The 20865-nt window shown below is 64.8% G+C and carries 19 protein-coding genes; 13 read left to right on the top strand and 6 right to left on the bottom strand.

All coding sequences use genetic code 11. The features are described from left to right. Positions 1-72: 72 nt before the first annotated feature. On the bottom strand, positions 73-1029 hold the full coding sequence (locus QTI05_RS00430) for a LysR family transcriptional regulator (RefSeq protein ID WP_286542794.1): 957 nt from the start codon (positions 1027-1029) through the stop codon (positions 73-75). A gap of 72 nt (positions 1030-1101) precedes the next feature. Here QTI05_RS00430 and QTI05_RS00435 point away from each other — a divergent pair, with 72 nt between their 5' ends. From QTI05_RS00435 to QTI05_RS00495, 13 genes are all read left to right on the top strand, one after another. Then, entirely contained in the window at positions 1102-1740 is a 639-nt protein-coding gene (locus QTI05_RS00435; protein ID WP_286622488.1) for a DsbA family protein, read from the top strand. Between the two features lie 73 nt (positions 1741-1813). Further along, positions 1814-2713 (top strand): MBL fold metallo-hydrolase, encoded by a 900-nt coding sequence (locus tag QTI05_RS00440; RefSeq protein WP_286622489.1) that lies wholly within the window; start codon positions 1814-1816, stop codon positions 2711-2713. 4 nt (positions 2714-2717) lie between these two features. Further along, positions 2718-3107 carry a nuclear transport factor 2 family protein gene (locus QTI05_RS00445; RefSeq protein ID WP_286542790.1) on the top strand — a complete coding sequence of 130 codons (390 nt, stop codon included), beginning with the start codon at positions 2718-2720 and terminating at the stop codon, positions 3105-3107. Positions 3108-3292: 185 nt separating this feature from the next. Continuing rightward, complete coding sequence (locus QTI05_RS00450) at positions 3293-5098, top strand: carboxylesterase/lipase family protein (protein ID WP_286622490.1); 1806 nt, start codon at positions 3293-3295, stop codon at positions 5096-5098. Between the two features lie 138 nt (positions 5099-5236). Continuing rightward, on the top strand, positions 5237-6826 hold the full coding sequence (locus tag QTI05_RS00455; RefSeq protein WP_286622492.1) for a GMC family oxidoreductase: 1590 nt from the start codon (positions 5237-5239) through the stop codon (positions 6824-6826). Between the two features lie 38 nt (positions 6827-6864). Continuing rightward, positions 6865-8367, top strand: a complete 1503-nt coding sequence (locus tag QTI05_RS00460; protein WP_286622493.1) for an aldehyde dehydrogenase family protein — start codon at positions 6865-6867, stop codon at positions 8365-8367. Between the two features lie 129 nt (positions 8368-8496). Then, positions 8497-9687 carry an ABC transporter substrate-binding protein gene (locus QTI05_RS00465; RefSeq protein WP_353505950.1) on the top strand — a complete coding sequence of 397 codons (1191 nt, stop codon included), beginning with the start codon at positions 8497-8499 and terminating at the stop codon, positions 9685-9687. 13 nt (positions 9688-9700) lie between these two features. Beyond that, positions 9701-10558, top strand: coding sequence for a branched-chain amino acid ABC transporter permease (locus QTI05_RS00470; RefSeq protein ID WP_286542782.1), 858 nt, complete (start codon positions 9701-9703; stop codon positions 10556-10558). Continuing rightward, positions 10555-11562 carry a branched-chain amino acid ABC transporter permease gene (locus tag QTI05_RS00475; protein ID WP_286542780.1) on the top strand — a complete coding sequence of 336 codons (1008 nt, stop codon included), beginning with the start codon at positions 10555-10557 and terminating at the stop codon, positions 11560-11562. Before QTI05_RS00470 ends, QTI05_RS00475 begins: the two co-directional genes overlap by 4 nt. Then, positions 11559-12263: an ABC transporter ATP-binding protein gene (locus QTI05_RS00480; protein ID WP_286622496.1), complete on the top strand. Its 705-nt coding sequence runs from the start codon at positions 11559-11561 to the stop codon at positions 12261-12263. Before QTI05_RS00475 ends, QTI05_RS00480 begins: the two co-directional genes overlap by 4 nt. 7 nt (positions 12264-12270) lie before the next feature. Next, positions 12271-12972 (top strand): ABC transporter ATP-binding protein, encoded by a 702-nt coding sequence (locus tag QTI05_RS00485; protein WP_286622497.1) that lies wholly within the window; start codon positions 12271-12273, stop codon positions 12970-12972. A 69-nt stretch (positions 12973-13041) separates the two neighbouring features. After that, positions 13042-14022: a Bug family tripartite tricarboxylate transporter substrate binding protein gene (locus QTI05_RS00490; RefSeq protein WP_286622499.1), complete on the top strand. Its 981-nt coding sequence runs from the start codon at positions 13042-13044 to the stop codon at positions 14020-14022. A gap of 337 nt (positions 14023-14359) precedes the next feature. After that, a complete protein-coding gene (locus QTI05_RS00495) occupies positions 14360-15646 on the top strand; it encodes a pectate lyase family protein (protein ID WP_506555338.1) in 1287 nt (428 codons plus the stop codon). A 57-nt stretch (positions 15647-15703) separates the two neighbouring features. On the opposite strand, the gene QTI05_RS00500 is transcribed toward QTI05_RS00495, so the two are convergent. The 5 genes from QTI05_RS00500 to QTI05_RS00520 all read right to left on the bottom strand — a co-directional run bounded on the left by QTI05_RS00500 (position 15704) and on the right by QTI05_RS00520 (position 20724). Continuing rightward, positions 15704-16681, bottom strand: a complete 978-nt coding sequence (locus QTI05_RS00500; protein WP_286622501.1) for an AraC-like ligand-binding domain-containing protein — start codon at positions 16679-16681, stop codon at positions 15704-15706. Between the two features lie 148 nt (positions 16682-16829). Continuing rightward, positions 16830-17786 carry a Bug family tripartite tricarboxylate transporter substrate binding protein gene (locus QTI05_RS00505; RefSeq protein WP_286622502.1) on the bottom strand — a complete coding sequence of 319 codons (957 nt, stop codon included), beginning with the start codon at positions 17784-17786 and terminating at the stop codon, positions 16830-16832. Positions 17787-17831: 45 nt separating this feature from the next. Continuing rightward, entirely contained in the window at positions 17832-18053 is a 222-nt protein-coding gene (locus QTI05_RS00510) for a DUF2783 domain-containing protein (protein WP_286622503.1), read from the bottom strand. Next, positions 18050-19720: an FAD-dependent oxidoreductase gene (locus QTI05_RS00515; RefSeq protein WP_286622505.1), complete on the bottom strand. Its 1671-nt coding sequence runs from the start codon at positions 19718-19720 to the stop codon at positions 18050-18052. Before QTI05_RS00515 ends, QTI05_RS00510 begins: the two co-directional genes overlap by 4 nt. A gap of 41 nt (positions 19721-19761) precedes the next feature. Beyond that, on the bottom strand, positions 19762-20724 hold the full coding sequence (locus QTI05_RS00520; protein WP_286622507.1) for an MBL fold metallo-hydrolase: 963 nt from the start codon (positions 20722-20724) through the stop codon (positions 19762-19764). Between the last annotated feature and the right edge of the window lie 141 nt (positions 20725-20865).

The following is a 20865-nucleotide window of genomic DNA, read 5'->3' on the forward strand; positions in this document are numbered from 1 at the left end:
GCGTCGAGCGCTGCATCTCACTCGTGGTCGCGCACGTCCCCGCACAGGGGACCCAGTTTGGATTGCCAAGGCCTACCGATTCGAGCCGTTGCTGGCCTCCCGTAGTTGCTCACTCTCCACCAACAGATCGACGAAGGCTCTTACCTTCGCCGGACGAAAGCGCGCCGCCGGAAACACTGCATGGATGCCGCCAGAAGGCAGGCGCCATTGCGGCAGAACCTGGATGAGGCGTCCCGCGGCAAGATCGTCTTGAACCGCATAGTCCGGGAGCACAGAGAGCCCCAGGCCCTGGCACACGGCCGTGCGCACGGCGAGCGTTGCATCCAGAAAAACGGAGGCCTGCACGGTCACGTCCTGGCGTTCGATCTCGCTCCGCGCGAAGTTCCACCTTTGGGAGTCACGCAAGGCGCTGTTTGCGACGAACGGCAGCCTGGCAATGTCTTCCGGTCGGGTGAGCTGTGCCACCTGCGGCGCCATGCTCGGTGACGCAACGAGCAATTGCCTGAAAGTACCGATCCTGCGCGCCTGCAGGCCGGTCTCCGCCAACCAGCCAACGCGGATCGCCAGTTCGATATTTCCGCTCATGATGTTCAGCGTCTGGTCGCTCAGGATGGCGTCGACCTTGCACGCGGGATGGCGCTGCCTAAAAGCGGCGATGACCGGCACGACGATCCCGATGCCGTAGTCGAAGGGCGCCGTCAGCCGCAGCGTGCCGGCCGGGTCTGTCGATCCTTCGGCCAGTTCGTCGAAGGCGTCCTCGGCTTCGCGCAGGATCATGGCGCAGCGCAGGTAGAAGGCTTGCCCGGTTTCGGTGGGCTGCACCTTGCGCGTGGTGCGAACGAGGAGCGAGGTGCGGAACTCGCTTTCCAGCCGCGCCACCTGTTGGCTCACCACCGCCTTGGTGATGCCCAGGCGCTCCGCTGCAGCGGTGAACGAACCGGTTTCCACCACCGACACGAAGTAGGTCAGACGCCTCAGGTTGCCCAGCCCTCCCAGGCTGTTGTCGGCTTGATTGTATGTTTTAAGCATACATTGTGTTTAGCATGTATGTATTTATGAGTCAATGGATGCTGCCTACCATCGCTGTCAGGAACTGAATCCATGACCAAAACCCTCCATTACCTGTTCGATCCGCTGTGTGGCTGGTGCTACGGCGCGGCGCCCGCTGTTTCGGGGTTGTCGGCATTTCCCGGCGTCCGCCTCGAGCTGTTGCCCACGGGCCTGTTTTCTGGCGAAGGCGCCAGACCGATGGACGACGCCTTCGCGGCCTATGCCTGGTCCAACGACCAGCGCATCGAACGCCTCACGGGGCAACGCTTCAGCGAGCAGTACCGCAATCGGGTTCTCGGCGATCGCCAGCGGCTGTTCGACAGCGGTCCCGCCACGGTGGCCCTGAGCGCCGTGTCTTTGACCGACCCCGGCAGAGAGCTCGAAGCCCTCAAGGCCATCCAGCATGCGCGCTACGTGGACGGCAACGACGTGACCTCATTGGCGGCCCTGGCCGATCTGCTGGGGGCGCTGGGTCTCGAAGAGGCCGCCGCGAAGGTAGCGCACCCCGATGCGGATCTGCTCGGCGCCAACCGGGCCCGTACCGGTCGCGCCCAGACGTTGATGCGGGAGTTCGGTGCCCGCGGCGTGCCGACCCTGATTGCCGAATCCGGCGCGAAGCGCTGGGTGGTGGATCACGCTGCCATCTATTCCAACCCACAGGCACTGATCCGCCAGCTGGAAGCGGCCTGAGCCGTGCCCAACCCATCGTCGGGTCCGTCCCGGCACCCCACCCTCCATTTGATTTTTGTAGAAGGTAAGACCCATGACAACGCGAAGAGACGTGATCAAAACTGTAGCCGCCGCGGGTGTCGCGACGGCCATCCTAGGAGTGAAAGACGCTATGGCTGCAACGACCCAACTGACCTGGAAGCATTTCCCCGCCGGTGAGCACGGATTCTTCCGTGCTCCCGTGCTGATTTCTGGCGCGAGCGAAGCCGTCCTGATCGATGGAGGCTTCACGCTTCCCGACGGCAAGGCGCTCGTCGAGGCCATCAAGGCCAGTGGCAAGAAGCTCACGACCATCTACATCAGCCAGAGCGATCCCGACTACTACTTCAGCCTCGCGCCGATCAAGGCGGCCTTTCCCGGGGCCAAGGTGATCGCTGCGTCGGCCACGATCGCGGCCATCAAGGGCAACGTCGAAAAGAAGCTGGCGACCTGGGGGCCCCAGCTCAAGGAAAACGGCCCGCAGGCCCTGGCAGACATCGTGATGCCCGAAGCCTTCGACGGCCGGACCCTCACCCTGGAAGGCCAGACCATCGAGATCGCCGAAGCCGATGGCCTTGCCAACCGCCGCTACATCTGGGTGCCTTCGCTCAACGCCATCTTCGGCGGCGTGCTGCTGTTCTCGGGCGTTCACGTGTGGACCGCTGACACACAGGGCGCCGAGGCTCGCGCGGCCTGGGTGAAGACGCTCGACGCGATGGCAGCGCGCAAGCCCGCCGTGGTGGTTCCTGGCCACATGGCGCCCGGTGTTGCGACCGACGCAACGGCGATCCGCTACACCCGCGACTACCTCGTGGCCTTCGAGGAAGAACTGGCGAAGGCCGCAGACAGCGCGGCCCTCATTGCCGCCATGACCAAGCGTTATCCGAGCGCCGGCATGGGCGTGGCACTGCAGATCGGCGCAAAGGTTGCCAAGGGCGAGATGAAGTGGGGATGAGTCGATGACGACCAACATCGACATCGTCGGTGCTCACTACGCGGCGTCGGCGCAGGGGAACATCGACGAGATGATGGCCAATGTGTCGCCGCAAGTGCGCTGGACCGAGATGGCGGGCTTTCCCTGCGCGGGCACGTGGGTTGGGCCGCAAGCAGTTGCCGACAACGTCTTTGCCGTTCTGGGCAGGGATTGGATCGGCTACCGCTTCGAACTGCAAAGCCTCATCGACGGTGGCGACCAGGTCGTCGGGCTGGGAACCTACCACGGCACCTTCCGCGCCACTGGAAAGGAAATGCAGGCTCGAGTGGCCCACGTCTGGAAGCTGCAGGGCGGAAAGATCGTGGGCTTCGAGCAATTCACCGACACGCTGCTCGTGCATCAAGCAATGAGCTGATACAGGCCAGGCTACCTGCGCCACGTCCTCGAGCGCATAGCGTACCGTTGACTGCCCGAGCGGGCACTACGAATTGATTCAGAGCGCACTCGGCGCGGTTTGCGCTGGGGTGACGCGGTAAACGGCTGACCATTCCTCCCGTCAGCAGCGGCCGTAGTCAAGACTCTGATTCCTTTCCAAACCGGATGATCCCGATAAAAAGAACTCTCCAGAAACTTGATCCCGCGTCGCGCCGCCGTGTTGCCGCGGGCGACATCATCGGCACGCGCGAGCATGGCGGCATCCACGCCTGGCGCGGCATCCCGTACGCCAGTCCGCCCTCGGGCCCCCTGCGTTGGCGCGCACCACGTCCCGCCACACCGTGGAGCGGTGTTCTCGAGGCCCGCGCGCACGGCTCGATGGCACCTCAATATGCTGACCTGCTGGCCGGCCTGCCGGCACGACAACGCGGCCAGATCGCGGGTGACGAAGACTGCCTGACGCTCAACATCTTCGCGCCTGCGTTCGAGCCGGGCGCCGTCCCTGGCGCGGGCCAACGCCGCCCGGTCATGGTCTGGATTCACGGCGGGGGCAATTCGGTCGGTACTTCGGCAACCTACGATGCGGCGCGCAACTACGCGATCCACGATGGCCTGGTGGTCGTTACCGTCAACTACCGGCTCGGTGTGCTGGGCTGGTTCACGCACCCCGCATTGCACGAGGCCGACGATGTCACGCCCGAGGAGCGCTCCGGCAATTTCGGCACCCTCGACCTGATCGCCGCGCTTCGATGGGTACAAGACAACATCGCCGCCTTCGGAGGCGACCCCGGCTGTGTGACGATCTTCGGCGAATCGGCCGGCGGGCAGAACGTGTTGACGCTGCTGGCGAGCCCGCTGGCGCAAGGCTTGTTCCACCGTGCGATCGCGCAATCGCCCGTGGCCGAGACGTTCAGCATCGAGCAGGCGGTGAACTGGAGCGACGACGCGCAACCGGGCCACCACGATAGTGCGTTCGAGGTCACCGCGCGGCTGTGGGTCGCCGAGGGTCGGTCACCTGACCGCGAGGGGGCGAAGAAGCAACTCGCGACCCTGCCTGCGGCGGACATTGCTGCATTCTTGCGCGCGCTCAGTCCAGCCCGGCTTCTGAAAGCTTTCACGCCGGGCAGCGTCGGTATCTACCGGTCCCCCCGTCCAGTGCGCGACGGCGTGGTACTGCCGCGCGAGCCGTTGGCCGAAGTCTTCTCCTGCGGCCAATGGAACCGCGTTCCGGTCATTCTTGGAAGCAATCGCGACGAGTTCAAGACCTTCAGTGCAGACAAGCCCGAGCACTCGCGCCTGCTCCTGGGAAAGTTGCCATTGTTGCGCGACCGCCGCGGCTACCAGGTCGAAATGAAGTACCTGTCGCTGGCCTGGAAGGCGCTATTTGTCGATGCCCCTGCCGACGCGATGCTGGCCGGTGGCCACACCGAAGTGTGGACCTATCGTTTCGACTGGGACGAGGCACCCGCCGTGCCCTTCGTGCGCCCGGACCTGCTGCTCGGCGCAGCACACGCCATGGAGATGGCCTTCGTCTTCCGTGACACGGCCGGCGAACTCGACATCTTTGGCGTGAACACGCGGTTCAATCGCTCCGGCAGGGCCGTACTCTCCCAGGCGATGGGCGATGCCTGGATCAGCTTCGCACGCAAGGGCGTTCCAACCGTGCCAGGCCATGAGTGGACGCGCCGAGACATCGCGGAGCACCGGCCCGACTGCCTTGTTTTCGACACCGCACGTGATGGCGGCATTCGCATGGCACGGCTTGGCACTGACATGGCGGCGGTCAAGCACGCGCTGAGGACCGACTCAGCGGCCGAGCCCGCCACCTTGCGTTGCCGCATCTACGCTCGCCTTTTCCTATGGAATCCGCTGTTTGCAGGCCACGGCGAATCCTCCGAATACGAGCGTTGGTGCCGCGAATGCAGCTGTTCCGTTCCAGCCGCTCAGTTCCGGCCACGGCTTGAAGTTTGATGGAACGCTGGCTTCTGATTTCCCTGGCTGCCCGAGCGGGCACTGCGAATTGATCCAGAGCGCACTCGACGCGGCTTCCCCTGGGACAACGCGATAACCGACTGATCATCACTCTCCAGTTAAGAACGGAGACAGAAGTTGGAGACTCAAGTTGTCGACTACATCGTGGTCGGAGCCGGCTCGGCCGGATGCGTGATCGCGCACCGCCTCGTCAAGGCGGGCCATTCGGTGCTGATGCTGGAGGCAGGCCCGACCGATGGGATCAAGTTCGTGAAGATGCCCGCGACATTCGTTCGTGTCATCGGAACCGAGCGTTCATGGGTCTACGAGACCGTCCCCCAGCCGCATGCCAATGGCCGCAAGATGTACGTTCCGCAGGGGCGCATGAATGGCGGCGGCAGTTCGCTCAACGCGATGATCTACATCCGCGGCGCGGCAGAGGACTACGACGCATGGGCTGAGGCGGGCTGCCACGGCTGGGGTTGGAAGGATGTGCTGCCCGCGTTCAAGCGCGCCGAGAACAACATGCGCTTCTCAGGCGAGATGCATGGCACCGACGGGCCACTGCATGTCAGCGACACAAAGTACCGACACCCCCTGAGTCTGGCCTTCCTGAAGGCCGCGCAGGAGGCGGGCCTTCCGTACAACGACGACTTCAACAGCGGCACACAGGACGGCGTGGGCTTCTACCAGACCACGACAATCAATGGTTCCCGCGGCAGTACCTCCGCGACCTACCTTGCCGCGGTGATTGGCGACCCGAAGCTGACCGTGGTGAATGGTGCCCATGTGCTGCGCGTGACCCTTGAGGGCGGCAATGCGACGGGTGTTGAGTACCGCCGCAATGACGGCAGCACCGTGAAGGCGCACGCCAACCGCGAGGTGGTGCTGAGCGCGGGTGCGCTCGCGTCGCCGAAGCTGCTGCAGGTGTCGGGTATCGGCCCCGGCGAACTGCTCCGAAAGATTGGTGTCCCGGTGCATAGCGATTTGCCGGGCGTCGGCGAGAACTTCCAAGACCATCTGGAGATCATTGCGCACGGTCGCTGCAAGGAGCCGATCAGCCTGCTCGGCCAGGACAAGGGCCTCACGGCATTGAAGCATGGCCTGCAGTGGGAGTTGTTCAACACGGGCCTTCTCACCTCGAACGTGGTGGAGAGCGGCGGCTTCGTTGACACGGCCGGCACAGGACGTCCCGATGTGCAGTTCCATGTGCTGCCCGTGCTGGTGGGCGACGTGGATCGCCCGATGCCGGAGCTGCACGGCATTTCGATCGACCCGTGTTTCCTGCGCCCGAAGTCACGCGGGCGTGTACAGGCCATCAGCGCGAACGCCCTGGATCCGGTGCAGTTCGATGGCGGTTTCCTGTCGCAGCAGGAAGACGTGGACACGCTCGTGCGCGGCCTCAAGCTGGCCCGCCGCATCATGCGGATGCCTTCGCTGCGCAAGGTCGTTGCGGAGGAGCTCTACCCGGGTCCCAAAGAGCACATGCCCGACGCTGAACTGGAGCAGTTCGTGCGCCAGTACGCCAAGACCGTCTATCACCCCGTGGGCACCTGCCGGATAGGAAACGATCCGATGGCCGTCGTCGATTCCCAACTGCGTGTGCACGGCGTCGGCCGCCTGCGTGTGTGCGATGCGTCGGTGATGCCCACCATCTGCAGCGGCAACACCAATGCGCCCACGATCATGATCGCCGAGCGCGGCGCCGAGTTCATGCTCGGCCGCTGAGCGGTGCGAGTTTCCCTTCCCCCCAACCCTCCCGCACCATGAATCCCAAAGACCTTTCCCAACAGGAGCTGGCACGCATCAGCTTCCTCTCGCGGCGCAGCTTCGGCAATTTCATTGACGGCGAATTCTGCGAGTCCCGCAGTGGCAAGCGCATCGATGTCGTCGATCCTGCTTCGGAAATGATCGTGGCCGACACGCCCGATAGTGACGAGGGCGATGTGGATGCCGCTGTCGCCGCGGCGCGCAGGGCACTGGAGGACTCGGCCTGGTCCCGCATGCGGCCGGCCGACCGCGAGCGCGCACTGTTTCGGCTTTCCCAATTGATCGAAGAGCACGCGGACGAACTGAGCGCCATGGAGACCCTGCAAAGCGGCAAGCTGCAGGGCGTCGCCCGCATGATCGACGTTGGTTTTTCCGCCGAGTTCGTGCGCTACATGGCCGGCTGGGCCACCAAGCTCGAAGGCAGCACGCTGCAGCCCTCGATCCCGTTCCCTCCGGGTGCCCGCTACCACACCTACACGCAACGCGAACCGGTGGGTGTGGTCGGCGCGGTGGTGCCCTGGAACTTCCCGCTGGCCATCGCGCTGTGGAAAATCGCCCCGGCACTGGCGGCCGGTTGCACGGTGGTGCTCAAGCCGTCGCCCGAGACGCCGCTGACGGCGCTGCGCCTGGCCGCGCTCGCGCTGGAGGCAGGCATCCCTGCCGGTGCGCTCAACGTGGTCTGCGGTGCAAGCACGGCGGGCGCCGCCCTGTGCGCGCACCCCGGCGTCGACAAGATCAGTTTCACCGGCAGCACCGCGACCGGGCGTGCCATCGGGCACACCGCCGTCGACCGCATGGCTCGTTTCACGCTGGAACTGGGCGGCAAGTCGCCAATGATCGTCTTGCCGGATGCCGACCCTGCCGCAGCCGCCGCCGGCGCTGCCGCGGGTATCTTCTTCAACCAGGGCCAGGTCTGCGCCGCGAGTTCGCGGCTGTATGTCCATCGCAGCCTGTTCGACCAGGTCGTGAACGAGGTCGCACGCCAAGCCGAGGGGATGCGTATCGGCTCCGGCTTTGACGCCACCGCGCAGTTGGGACCAGTGGTTTCGCGCCGGCACTTCGACCGGGTCATGGGTTTCATTGATGGTGCACGCCGCGAGGGCGCTACGGCCCTGACCGGCGGGGAACGCGCTCGCGATGCCGGCTGCTTCATCCAACCCACCGTGTTCGTGGACGTGAATCCGGGCATGCAGGTTGTGCGTGAAGAGGTTTTCGGCCCGGTACTCGTCGCCATGCCGTTCGACGACGTGGAGGACGCCATTCGCCAGGCCAACGACTCTCCCTTTGGACTGACAGCCAGCGTGTGGTCGAACAACCTTTCGGCCGTGCACCGGATCGTCCCCCGCATCAAGGCCGGAACGGTCTGGGTCAACACCCACAACCTGCTCGACGCGAATCTGCCGTTCGGTGGCTACAAGCAAAGCGGTTTCGGACGCGACCTCGGTCGCGCTGCGGTCGAGTCCTATACGGAACAGAAGAGCGTCTGCATGTCGATTTGATCAACTGATCCATCCACAACAGGAGACAACATGAAAACGATAGAAACTTACTGGTCAAACCGGAAGATCACGAAACAAGCTTTCCGGCGAATCTTCGTTGCCGCGGCCCTGGTGGCCGGCGGCAGCGCAATGGCGCAAAGCAAGCCTGCTTGCGGACTGAACAACGGCAAGGCGGCGACCGGCGAACCGATCGCGATCGGCGCCGTGGTCGGCAAGACCGGACCCGACGACTTCAGTGCCTCGGCGCTGGCGGCCCAGGCGTACTTCAAGTGCGTGAATGCCAACGGCGGCATCAACGGTCGGCCGATCGAGTTCACGATCGCCGATGATCAATGGAATCCCGAGGTGGCAGCCCAGGTGGCGGCCAAGCTCGTGAAGGATCGCAAAGTGGTTGCGATGGTGGGCAGCTCCAGCTTCGTCGAGTGCGGTGTCAACGCCAAGATGTACGCCCAGGAGGACGTCATGGTGATCGCCGGGGTCGGCGTGCCGCGCGAGTGTTTCTTTGCGAAGAACTACGTTCCGGTGAATGCCGGACCTCGTGTGTCCGCCACCGTCGTCGCGATGCATGCCGCGCAGCAATACAAGGCCAAGCGGATGGTCTGCGTCATCCCGAACATCCCGAGCCTGGGCAACTGGGCCTGCGATGGGGCGAAGGATTGGGGCAAGGCCAATGGTGTCGAGGTTGACGTGATCACCATCGATCCCGGATCGCCCGATGCCACCTCCACGATGCTGCAGGCTGCGGCAAAGAAGCCGGACGTCGTCATCCTGAACGTGCCCAAGGGCATCATGGTGCCGATGCTCGCCGCTGCCGAACAGCAGGGTCTCGCCAAGAAGATCCACTTCGTCAGCAGCACGCCCGCCTACAACTTCGACGTGCCCAAGACGATCGGCCCCGCGTGGAACGGCAACTTCGACATCCACCTGGAGTTCATGCCCGTCGAATCCGCCGGCAAGGACAACATGAACTGGAAGGCGACCATGGAGGCCTTCGGTGGCAGGAACGACCCGCGTGACTCCTTCGCGCAGGCGGGCTATCTGGCAGCCCGCATTGCAACCGAGGCCCTGCTCAAGCTCGATCCGAAGAAGATCGACCGCGCCACTACCAGTGCCGCGCTGCGCGATGTAAAGGGCTTCCAGAGTGACATCCTGTGCCGGCCGTTCTACGTCGGCGCCGGCGCCCGCCACAACGCCAACAGCAGCGGCCCCATCGCGCAGGTGAGCGGCAGCGGCTTCAAGCAGGTGAGCAACGGCTGCCTGATGGCCGCGGATCCTGAACTGGCCGACCTGCGCGCGCAGGAAAAGCAGCTGGGCCTTTGACCCCGGAGCCGCCATGTCTGAACTGTTGCCATTCCTGGTCTCCGGCCTCGGCGTCGGCGCGGTGTACGCAATGTCGGGCGTGGGCCTGGTCGTCCTGTACCGTTCGTCGGGCGTGCTGAACTTCGCGTTCGGCGCACTCGGCGCGGTTGCCGCCTATGTGGCGTGGTCGGCATTGGATCGCGAGTGGCCGTTGGCGCTTGCCGCGCTCGCCGCGGTCTCCACCGCCGTTGCGATCTCTTTCGCCTACGGACGCCTGCTCGCTCCCCGCCTTGCCGCAAGCGACCCGACGGTGCGCTCGATCGGCACGCTAGGCCTGGCGCTCGTGCTGCTCGGTTTCACCGAATGGTTCTGGGGAGAGCAGCCGCGCAGGCTGGTGCTTCCAACGGACAGCCAGGCCATCGAGCTGGCGGCGGTGCGCCTGACCTATACGCGCGTGGTCGGCTTGGGCGTGGCCGTTTCGATGATGGCCGCCGTGGCTCTGCTGCTCGCACGAACCCGCATCGGCCTGGCGATGCGGGCGTTGGCCGACCAGCGCGGACTGAGCGCCATCCTCGGCATCCGCGTGCTTCAAGTCGATTCCGTAGCCTGGGTGATCTCCGGCGCTTTCGCCGGCGTGTGCGGCCTGCTACTTGCCAACATCGTGCGTTTGCAGGCCACGGTGCTGACCTTTCTCGTGATCCCCGCGTTCGCGGCCGCCATCATCGGCCGCCTCTCTTCCCTACCCGCGACAGCTGCCGCGGGCTTGGCCATCGGAATCCTTGAGTCGGTCGCCGTACTGGTGCCGGGATTCTCCCCATTCAGGGCAGCCACCCCTTTTCTCATCGCGCTCGCCGCCATCGTGTTGTGGCGCGAAGCATCCCGCAAAGCATGATTCCTGATTCCGTCCGTCGTGAGCGGCGAGCCGCCCGCCTCAGCCTTGCACGCATGGTGCTCTTCCTCCTGGCTCTCGGCGCGCTGCTGCCGTGGATCGCGAACGCCTACTGGATCAAAACGCTGACATCCTCCCTCGCGCTGGCCATTGCCGCTGCAGGCGTGTCCTTGCTCTACGGACAGCTGGGATTGGTGAGCCTGTGCCAGTTCGCCCTCCTCGGTGCGGGAGGCTGGGTCGCGTTGCGTGTGGGTCACGGGCTGCAGTGGCCATTCGAAGCTTGCGTGCTCGCGGGCGGGCTGTCCGCCGGCGTCCTCGGAATGCTTGCCGGGTTGCCAGCCCTGCGATTGAAAGGAATCTACCTGGCCCTGGTGACGCTGATGCTCGCCGGGGGATTCCAGGTGGTGGTCAGCGCGACGGGATTTCCCGACGGCGGTCCGGGTTGGCTCGGGCGCATCACCGGCAGCGAAAGGTTGGTGATGCCCCGGCCGGCGATGGCGCAGGGTGAGGGCGCCTACCTGACCTACGTTGCTGCGTGGCTGGCAGCGATGCTCGCGGTGATCGAACTGCATCGCCGCACGCGCGCCGGCCGATCGTGGGCGCTGATCCGCCGAGGCGAGGCGGTAGCCGAGGGTGCAGGCGTCAATGTGCTGCTTTACCAAACGTGGGCTTTCGGTCTTGCAGGTGTCTGCACCGGCGTGGCCGGCGCCCTGCTGGCCGGTGCGGTAGGCCAGTTGGACGGCCGCGCGTTCGCGGCCAGCGAGTCGGTGATGCTCTTTGCGCTCACGCTTATCGGCGGCGCCCATCACTGGGCCGGCGCGCTGGTAGCCGGGCTGCTCCTGCGGGCCGTGCCGTCAATGCTGGTCGACCTGGGAGTAAACGGCTACCTCGCGATGATCTTCTTTGGCGCAGCGCTCCTGCATGCGCTCATCACGGCGCCGCGCGGAATTGTCGGCCAATGGATTGCGGCGATTTCCCGCCTGCGCGCACGAAAGAGGGCACCATGATCGACATTCGCGGCCTCCGCGTCGCGTTCGGCGCCGTCAAAGTCATCGACGGGCTGGACGCCGTGTTGGAGGCACCGATGTGCGGGTTGATCGGCCCTAACGGCGCCGGAAAGACGACCCTGGTCAATGTAATCAGCGGATTTGTCCGCGCCCAGGCGGGTGAGGTGTGCATCAACGGCACGCCCCTTCTGAGCTTGAACACTGCGCGCCGAGTCCGGCTCGGCCTGCGTCGATCGTTCCAGACCGAGCAGGTGGTCGAAGACCTCAGCACATGGGACAACGTGCAGGCCATGCTGGATCATGTTCCGCATGCGCTCGCGGACGCTCCGCGGCAGGTGCATCGCGCCCTTGAGCACACGGGGTTGCTGGACTGCGCTGCCACGCCCGGAGGCGAGTTGGACTTGTTCCGGCGCCGCATGATCGAAGTGGCGAAGGCGCTCGTCGGAAAGCCCCGGCTCATCCTGTTCGACGAGCCGGGCGCCGGCCTGGACGAACGCGAATCGCGCGTGCTTCGTGACGCCATTGCCGCCATCCCCGAAGAGTTCGGTGCCCAGGTCGTGCTGATCGACCACGACGTGGAACTCATCGCAAGCCTGTGCACGCAGACGCTGGTGCTCGACTTCGGCAAAAGGCTCGCGCTGGGGGCGACGCGCGCGGTGCTCGACGACCCCGTCGTGCGACAAGCCTACCTCGGAAGCTGACCCGGCCATGCTTGAAATCCGTGAACTCCACATTTCCCGCGGCGGCAAATCCGTCGTCCATGGTGTCGATCTCGACGTCGCGCCCGGCGAGATCGTTGCAATGCTCGGTCCCAACGGCGCGGGCAAGTCGAGCATCGTGCTGGCTCTGGCGGGTGCCATCCCGCGGTCGAAGGGGCATGTCCGCATAGGCGGAGCGACGCTGGATGGCCTCACGCCCGACGCAGTGCGCCGCGCAGGGCTCGCCATCGTGCCCGAGGGCCATCAAGTGCTTGGCAGCCTGTCGGTTCTCGACAACCTGCGCGCGGCGGCCATGGTGTTGCCCGCCAACGAGGTCGGGCCTGCGATCGAGCGCGTGCTGATGACGTTTCCCGAACTGACGCCCCGGCTCGAGCACCTCGGGCGCTCCCTTTCCGGAGGGCAAAAGCAGATGGTCTGCATGGCGCAGGCGCTGCTTGCGCGGCCCCGTGTTCTCGTGGTCGATGAACTGTCGCTCGGTCTCGCACCCCTTGTGGTCAAGCGGCTGGCCGACGTGCTGCAGAGCGTCGCGGCGGACGGCGTCGGTGTATTGCTGATCGAGCAGTTCACCACGCTGGCGCTGCGACTCGCCCAGCGCGCCGTCGTCCTGCAACGGGGGCGAGCCGCTTGGTGCGGCCCGGCGCAGACGCTGCGTGACACGCCTGAGATTCTGCAAGCGAGCTATCTGGCTTGACGGAAAGATCCATTTGCGAGCCACCAGGCTCTCCAACGAAAAACATGTCAACCGCCAGGAGATCGAGAGATGCCGACACGCCGCAAATTCACAAGCCAGCTCGCCGGGATCGCAGCCTTGACCGCCGCCCCCTTGCACCTTGCGCATTCGCAAAGCATTGGTCTCGCAAAAATACTGGTCGGCTTTCCGCCGGGCGGAGCCACGGACGCGGTTGCCCGGCGACTGGCCGAAAAGATGCGAGGTGGCTATGCAAATACTGTTGTGGTGGAGAACAAGCCGGGCGCGTCAATGCAGATCTCCATTTCGACGCTCAAGGACAGTGCGCCGGATGGGAGCACCTTGTTGCTGTCGCCCACCGCGCCGTTCTCCATCTATCCCTTCACTTATCGCAAGCTCCCATACGTCGCAGAGGACGTGGCGCCAGTCACATCGGTTTGCTCGTTCGCATTCGGGTTCGCCGTGGGTCCGGCGGTGCCTCCCAGCGTGCGCGGGATCAACGACTTCATCGCCTGGTGCAAGGCAAATCCTGACAAGGCCAACTTTGGCTCGCCCGCCTCGGGTTCCACGCCCCATCTGCTTGGCATCCTGCTGTCCAAGCTTTCCCGCACGGAGTTGACGCACGTCGGGTACCGCGGAGATGCGCCGGGACTGCAGGATTTGATGGGTGGCCAAGTGTCCGCCTATTCATCGACGGTGGGGAGCTTTCTGCCGCACCTCAAAAGCGGCAGGCTTCGTCTTATCGCCGTCTCCGGGCAGGGCCGAAACGCGTTCGTGAGTGATGTGCCCACGTTCCGTGAGCAGGGATATCCGATCAACGCAACGGAATCGTTCGGCTTGTTCCTGCCGGGAAGAACCTCGCAAGATATCGTGCGCCGCGCAGCCGCCTACCTGCACCCCATCCTGGCGCAGGGGGAAGTGGTCGCTGCATTGGGTGACATCGGCATGACCGCGAAATCCGGCACCCCACAGGACTTGGCAAACCTCATCAAGGCCGATACCGACGAGTGGCGCCGACTGATCAAGATCGTCGGCTTTACGGCAGAGTCTTGACGCATCGGAAGCGGCGCGCCGCAATCGGCTTCGGCGGAATGCTCTCGAACTGGTGCATCGCCCACGCTGCCTGCACCTGATCTCCGGCAAGCGTTACGCACCTGCCCCCAGGATCCGACAGCCGATTGCCTTGTCTGTCACAACGAGACAAATTTTGTCGTCCTGATGTCGAGCCAACTGCCCACGTCCGCGGGAATCTCGATCACTTCCGACAAAGTGCGCCCACTTCGACGAGAAGAGAGCGAATCGCGATTCCGGCACGCAGCGTGCATATCGACGCTGCTCTCGGCTCGGACAACTCGACCTTCTTGCCGGGGCTTCAACACAAAAAAATCTCATGAAGAAATTGAAGAAAGCAAGCCAGAACTTGCACCGTTCGCGCGCGGCGGGTGCACTGTTGACATCGCTCTTGCTGGCGGCCTGCGGCGGCGGCGAGACCGGCTCGTCATCGGTGGCAGCTGCAGCTGCAGCTGCAGCTGCAGTTGCAGCTGCGCCTGCACCTGCACCAGCGCCCGCACCTGGATCGGCACCCGCATCGGCGCCTGCGCCCGCATCTGCTCCCCCTGCTGCGCCGGCTCCAGCTCCAGCTCCAGCGCCCGCACCGGCCTCGAACAGCGGTGGATTCGCCGGCCAGGTCACCGGCGGCGGCAGCGTCGCGGCGGTGACGGTCTCTACCGCGGCGCAGATGCAGGCGGCCATCGACGCCTACACCGGCACCGGTGGGCTTGTGATCCGCTACAACGGAACATTCAACTTCGCCGCCATCACCGACGCCTGCACGCAGTGGCAGTTGCCCGCCGGGGCTATCGTCGAGGTCAAGAACAAGAGCAACGTCACCATCGAGGGCGTCGACGGCTCATCTGCCAACTTCGGGTTGGCGATCAAGGCCGACGCCACGAACATCATCATCCGCAACATGACGATCGGCCTGCTGCCCGGCTCGATCGATGCGATCGGCATCGAGGGTCAGAGCGGCAAGTTCCCAGGCTACATCTGGATCGACCACAACACGCTGTTCAGCAGCCTGAAGGAGTGCTCGGGCGCAGGCGACCTGGAGTTCGACGGCCTGCTCGACAACAAGGCCGGCGCGCACCACCTCACCTACTCGTACAACTACATCCACGACCACCATAAGGTCGGCCTGATCGGCTCGAGCGACAGCGATTCGAGCGATCGCAACATCACCTTCCACCACAACGTCTACGAGAACGTCGGCTCGCGCCTGCCGCTGCAGCGCGGCGGCTACACCCACCTCTACAACAACCTGTACAGCGGCGTGATCACCACGGGCGCCAACATCCGCATGGGTGGCTTCTCGCTGATCGAAGCCAACTACTTCGAGAACTCGCAGAACCCCGTGACCTCGCGCGACAGCTCGGCCATCGGCTACTGGGAGCTGCGCAACAACAACATCAGGACCCCGGCCGACTTCAGCGGCTTCGGCATCACCTGGGTGGCAAGCCCGTCTTCGCCGACGCGCGACGCCACCGACTGGATTACGACGAGCGTCTTCCCGGTTGGCATCCCCTACGCATACACGGCGCAAGACCCGGCCTGCGTGAAGCAGAAGTTGCCCACGGTGGCCGGCGCTGGCAAGGCGCTCGCCGCTCTCACCTGCAATTGACACAAGAAATCCGCGTGGTTCGATAGGTCGATTCGTGGCGCGCTGTGCGAGCGAGGCTTACTGCAAAACCGCGGTGCGGCGTGAAGCAAGGGCCAGGCGCTGACACTCGCCTGGCGTCATGCCGTATTGCTGCTTGAAGAGCCGGCAGAAATGGGCGTTGCTCTTGAATCCCCAGGCATAGGCGATCTGCGCCGCAGCACGGCCCCCGTTGCCTTCGTGCGTGAGAGCTGCATGACAGCGTTCCAGCCGCGCATTCCAGATCTGCCGTTCGAGGCCGACCGTGTCGGCCTCGAACACCCTGTGCAGGTAGCGCCTGGAACAGCGTAGCGCATCGGCGATGCCCTGGATGCTCAGGTCTGGCTCAGAAAGGTGGGCGTGGATGTACTGCCGCGCACGCAACTTCAGAACAGAGGGAAGAGGTACCGGCTCGCTGCTCCGACGGAAGGACTCGGCCAGCGTCGAGCCGAGCAGCCCCATGACAGATTCACTGATCGATTGGCCGACGCCGTCGGGCAGCCCGGGCAGTTGCTCGCTCAACGCGCGCAGGTAGGTGCCGAAAACGCCATGCAGGCCAGCCACATTGTCGTGGCCTGTCTGGCCGGCCAGCGGGCCGGAAAGCTTTAGCCCTGAAAGGAGCGCACGCGGCACCTGGGTCACCAGCAGGGTGCAGCGTTCTTGATTGGTGATCGTGTACGGCGCGCGAGGATCGTAGAGGATCCATTGCCCTGGTTGAAGCTCCACGCGGCGGTGCTGTTGTTCGACGACGCCGCGGCCGGACACCTGCAGAACCAGCTTGTAAAACTCGTCCGCCGGCAGATCACCACAGGTGCTGTCGCGCGCCACGTGGTGTGCCGGCGCGGTGATGCTGAACATGCGTAGCGCGCCGACCTGGTAAGTATCGAGAGATGCATCCAGCGGCTCGTCATCCAGGCTCGACACCCTCAGGCGACCAAAGTACCGTGTGTTGATGCTGCTCCACGCGGCGGCACGCTCGCAGGCGAACACGCGGTTTGTTGACCAATGGGTAGTTTGCATGGGGAGCCCCCGGAAACAGGTTGGTGCAGTCTATTTTGGCCATTTGCACGCCCAGTCGGTAAAAACGAGTACGGGGAGCGGTCATTGTTCCCCGACGCGGTCCTATCGATTGACTGACAGTGCACATGTGGCGTTCCGGCCACTCCTATCAATCAACGCGGATGTTGTTGGCCTTGATCAGTCGGCCCCAGCGCTCGCGTTCGTCCTTCACATACCTGGCCATGTCGTTCGGGCTGCCTGGCAGGCCCTCGACGCCCAGCGCCAGGAAACGCGCCTTCACCGGCGTCGAATTCAAGGCATCCACCAGTGCCTTGTTGAGCCGGGCCACCGTCTCCGGCGGCGTGCCACTGGGCACCGACAGGCCCTGCCACGCATAAGCCTCGAAGTCCGCAAGTCCCTGCTCGGCCAGCGTTGGCACGTCGGGCAAGCTGGCGATGCGCTTGGCGCTCGCCACGCCGATTGCCTTGACCTTGCCGGCCAGCACGAACTGGTTGCCGCTGGCGGTGTCGACCATCATGAACGGCACCGAACCGCCCAGGATGTCTTGCATCGCAGGCGCTGCGCCGCGGTAGGCAACGTGCGTCATGGCAATGCCCGTTTTCTCGCGCAGCAGTTCAGTGGCCAGGTGGTGCGGGCTGCCCGCGCCGGCCGACGCATAGTTGACGCCGCCGGGCTGCGCCTTGGCCCAGGCGACGAACTCCTTGAAGTTCTTTGCCGGCACCTGCTGGCCGACCACGAGCACGAGCGGAAAGCGCGCCAGCATGCCGACCGGCGCCAGGTCTTTCTCGGCGTTGTAGCTGAGCTTAGAGAACAGGAAGGGGTTGGCCGCCAGCGTCGCGAAGTCCGCCGTCAGCATGATGTTTCCGTAGTCCTTGGATCGGGCCGCGTATTCGGCGGCAATGTTGGTCGCGGCGCCCGGCTTGTTGGTGATGACGATAGGCCGGCCGAGGTCCTTCGACATCGTTTCGGCGGTCGCGCGCGCGACCGAATCGGAGCCGCCGCCGGCGGCATATCCGACCACCCATTCGATGGGCTTGCCGTCCTGTGCGGCAGCGAGAAGGCTTGTGGCGGCCAAGGCAAGGCCGGCGAGGCAAGAGCGAATCATGCGAAGTGTCTCCGTGGTTGTATGAATGTGCAGGGGCTGCCGGGATCAACCGCGCCGGGCAGCGTCGAACGCTTCGCGAAGAACCGCGAGCGATCCGATGTGGTTGGCCAGCACCAGAATCAGCCGCGCGTTGAAGGCGTGGCTCTCCTGCGTGGACAGGCCCTGATGCGCTTCGATCAGCGCCTGATAGAAGTCATCCGGCGCTTCGAGGTTCGCAGCGGTGGTGAGCTGGGTTGCAGTGGCGTGCGGCACGGCGGAGTCCTTCATGCTTTGGCGAGTGCGCGGTTCAGGGCTGCGCAAAGGGTGCTGGCATCGGCGCGGCGCCAGCGACCGCAGATGTGTTGATCCGGACGCAGCAGGTAGACCGTGCCGTCCTGCGCGTCATACCGTTCGGCAGCCAGCGCATGGGCTGCGTCCAGCGGCACGCGCACCGTTGCGACCGGCACGCCGGCGGCGGCTGCTGCGTCCGAGACAGCGCGCGCTGCATCGCCCGAAGCTGTGCCGGATCCGAACACCAGGGCGGTGAAGCCGGCCCACCGGCTTTGCCGCAGCAGCCAACCGTCCAAGCCATCGGCCGAAATCACCGGCGCATCGGAAGCCACGGCGCCTGGCACCATCCGGCCCTTGAAGCCATCGGCATCGGCGGTGTTGAGCGGCGAGCCGTGCAACGTGGCCGGGACTGAAAGACGTCCGCTGTTGACGAGGGTTCGCGCGAAGGCGTGCTTCTTCGCGAGCTCGAGCACCGCGTCGCGGAACAGCCGGCTCACCTCGCTCTTGGGCGTGATGAAGTCGGTGGCACGCGTGGAATTGAGGATGTTCTCGTCGGCGGCGTATTCGCGCTCCTGGCCGTAGCTGTCGAGCAGCGCATCGGGCGCCCTGCCCTGCACGACGGCGGCCAGCTTCCAGGCCAGGTTCTCTGCATCCTGCACGCCCGAGTTGGCGCCGCGTGCACCGAACGGCGACACGCCGTGCGCCGAATCGCCTGCAAAGAACACGCGGCCCTGCCGGAACTGGTCCATGCGCAGGCACGAGAAGGTGTAGACGCTCGCCCATTCGAGCTCGAACTGCGCGTCGTCGCCCAGCAGCGCCTTGACGCGGGGAATGATCTTCTCGGGCTTTTTTTCTTCTTCGGGGTCGGCATCCCAGCCGAGCTGGAAGTCGATGCGCCAGACGTTGTCCGGCTGCATGTGCAGCAGCACGCTCTGGTTGCGGTGGAACTCCGGATCGAACCAGAACCAGCGCTCGGCCGGCCGGTCGAGCTTCATCTTCACGTCGGCAATCAGGAAGCGGTCCTTGAACTGGCGCCCCTTGCTTTCCTGCCCCAACAACTGGCGCATGCTGGAGCGGCCGCCATCGCAGGCCGCGACATAGTCGGCTTCGAGTTGGTAGGCGCCTTCGGGGGTTTCGACCGTGAGGGTCACGTGGTCCGCATGGCAGGTGACGCCAGCGACCTTGTTCTTCCAGCGCAGATCGATCAATGGCAACGCCGCCGCACGCTCGGCCAGGAAGCCTTCGACGTAGTACTGCTGCAGGTTGATGAACGCCGGGCGCGCGTGTCCGGCCTCCGGCAACAAGTCGAAGCTGTAGATCTGCTCGTTCCTGAAGAACACGCGGCCGACGTTCCACGACACGCCCTTGTCGACCATGCGATCGCCGCAGCCGAGCCGGTCGAAGATCTCCAGCGTGCGCTTGGCAAAGCAGATGGCGCGGGATCCGGTCGACAGCGTGTTGTCGTTGTCGAGCAGAACCACCGGCACGTCCCGCTGGGCCAGGTCGATGGCCAGCGCCAGGCCGACGGGGCCCGCGCCCACGACGACCACAGGGCGCCGGGCCGGTGTCGCCGCATCCTGGTCAGGATGCCGGGCGTAGTCGAACACCAGCTTCTGGTAGTCGACGGCGTCTCCCCTGCGCGCGGCAAGTTCGTTCAATTGCATGGTTTGTCTCCACTTGCGCGGCTTGTGTTTGCCGCGACGAATCACTGGCCTTCGAGCGTCTTCCACATTTCAATGTCGCGCTCAGCCGTCCAGATCCTGGGATCGGTGTACTTCGTTGCTTCGTCGTAGCAACGCGTCACGTCGAAGGGCATGCAGTGCTCGAAGATGACCCAGTGGCCGTACTTGGGCTTGAGCGCGGCAAAGGTGTCCTTGTAGACCGCGTTCAGATCCTTGCCGGCCGCCACGCCCTGCTGCACGTTGGCATAGACGTCGGCGATGAAGCCGCGCGTTTCGCTGAGCCCCTTGGCCACTTCTTCCGGCGTGGTCAGCGCGGCACCGCGGCCGGGCACCAGGGCCTTGGGCTGGAGCGCGGCCAGGTTGTCGAGCGTCTGCGGCCAGTCCTTGAAATAGGCGTCGCCGGCGTAGGGCGTCGCGCCGAACTCGACCAAGTCGCCCGACAGCAGGGCGCGCTCCTGCGGCAGCCAGACCACCGTGTCGCCCTTGGTGTGGCCGCGGCCGAGCTGCAGCAGTTGCACTTCGAGCTTGCCGAGCCACAGCGTCATCTTGCCGGTGAAGGTCATCGTGGGCCAGGTCAGGCCTGCGGGCACCGTTTCGACGTTCTGGAACAGGCGCGGGAAGCGGCCGATCTCGCTGGCCTTGTCCTGCTCGCCGCGTTCGACGATCAGGTCGCGCGTGTCCTGGCTGGCCAGGATGTGCTCGGCGCCGTAGGCGCTGGCGCCCAGCACGCGCACCGCGTGGTAGTGCGTCAGCACCACGTACTTGATGGGTTTGTCTGTCACTTCGCGGATGCGGCGAATCACGTCCGCCGCCATCGCCGGCGTGGCCTGGGTGTCGGCCACCAGCACCGCGTCGTCGCCAATGACGATGCCGGTGTTCGGGTCGCCTTCGGCCGTGTAGGCCCAGGCGTGCTCCGAGATCTGGCTGAAGGTGACCTTCTTTTCCTCGAGGTCGGCTTGGCTGGCGAATGTCTTGGTCGTGGTCATACCGGGATTCCTTGAATGCAATAGTTTGTCTTAAGCAAATGTGTTTGCAGTATGCGCCACGAGTTCGCCTATGGCAAACTAATTAGTACACAGAGAATTAAGTGTTTACCCTTGCAGGCAAGTCCAGGTGTTGTGTTTGGA

Source organism: Variovorax fucosicus, from assembly GCF_030316825.1.
Taxonomy (GTDB): Bacteria; Pseudomonadota; Gammaproteobacteria; order Burkholderiales; family Burkholderiaceae_C; genus Variovorax; species Variovorax fucosicus.

Excerpts from the sequence above, each read along its gene's own strand:
- QTI05_RS00430 (WP_286542794.1), bottom strand. The coding sequence starts at position 1,029 with ATGCTTAAAACATACAATCAAGCCGACAACAGCCTGGGAGGGCTGGGC.
- QTI05_RS00435 (WP_286622488.1), top strand. The coding sequence starts at position 1,102 with ATGACCAAAACCCTCCATTACCTGTTCGATCCGCTGTGTGGCTGGTGC.
- QTI05_RS00445 (WP_286542790.1), top strand. The coding sequence starts at position 2,718 with ATGACGACCAACATCGACATCGTCGGTGCTCACTACGCGGCGTCGGCG.
- QTI05_RS00485 (WP_286622497.1), top strand. The coding sequence starts at position 12,271 with ATGCTTGAAATCCGTGAACTCCACATTTCCCGCGGCGGCAAATCCGTC.
- QTI05_RS00480 (WP_286622496.1), top strand. The coding sequence starts at position 11,559 with ATGATCGACATTCGCGGCCTCCGCGTCGCGTTCGGCGCCGTCAAAGTC.
- QTI05_RS00505 (WP_286622502.1), bottom strand. The coding sequence starts at position 17,786 with ATGATTCGCTCTTGCCTCGCCGGCCTTGCCTTGGCCGCCACAAGCCTT.
- QTI05_RS00510 (WP_286622503.1), bottom strand. The coding sequence starts at position 18,053 with ATGAAGGACTCCGCCGTGCCGCACGCCACTGCAACCCAGCTCACCACC.
- QTI05_RS00475 (WP_286542780.1), top strand. The coding sequence starts at position 10,555 with ATGATTCCTGATTCCGTCCGTCGTGAGCGGCGAGCCGCCCGCCTCAGC.
- QTI05_RS00490 (WP_286622499.1), top strand. The coding sequence starts at position 13,042 with ATGCCGACACGCCGCAAATTCACAAGCCAGCTCGCCGGGATCGCAGCC.
- QTI05_RS00470 (WP_286542782.1), top strand. The coding sequence starts at position 9,701 with ATGTCTGAACTGTTGCCATTCCTGGTCTCCGGCCTCGGCGTCGGCGCG.
- QTI05_RS00440 (WP_286622489.1), top strand. The coding sequence starts at position 1,814 with ATGACAACGCGAAGAGACGTGATCAAAACTGTAGCCGCCGCGGGTGTC.
- QTI05_RS00450 (WP_286622490.1), top strand. The coding sequence starts at position 3,293 with ATGATCCCGATAAAAAGAACTCTCCAGAAACTTGATCCCGCGTCGCGC.
- QTI05_RS00515 (WP_286622505.1), bottom strand. The coding sequence starts at position 19,720 with ATGCAATTGAACGAACTTGCCGCGCGCAGGGGAGACGCCGTCGACTAC.
- QTI05_RS00520 (WP_286622507.1), bottom strand. The coding sequence starts at position 20,724 with ATGACCACGACCAAGACATTCGCCAGCCAAGCCGACCTCGAGGAAAAG.
- QTI05_RS00460 (WP_286622493.1), top strand. The coding sequence starts at position 6,865 with ATGAATCCCAAAGACCTTTCCCAACAGGAGCTGGCACGCATCAGCTTC.
- QTI05_RS00500 (WP_286622501.1), bottom strand. The coding sequence starts at position 16,681 with ATGCAAACTACCCATTGGTCAACAAACCGCGTGTTCGCCTGCGAGCGT.
- QTI05_RS00465 (WP_353505950.1), top strand. The coding sequence starts at position 8,497 with ATGGCGCAAAGCAAGCCTGCTTGCGGACTGAACAACGGCAAGGCGGCG.
- QTI05_RS00495 (WP_506555338.1), top strand. The coding sequence starts at position 14,360 with ATGAAGAAATTGAAGAAAGCAAGCCAGAACTTGCACCGTTCGCGCGCG.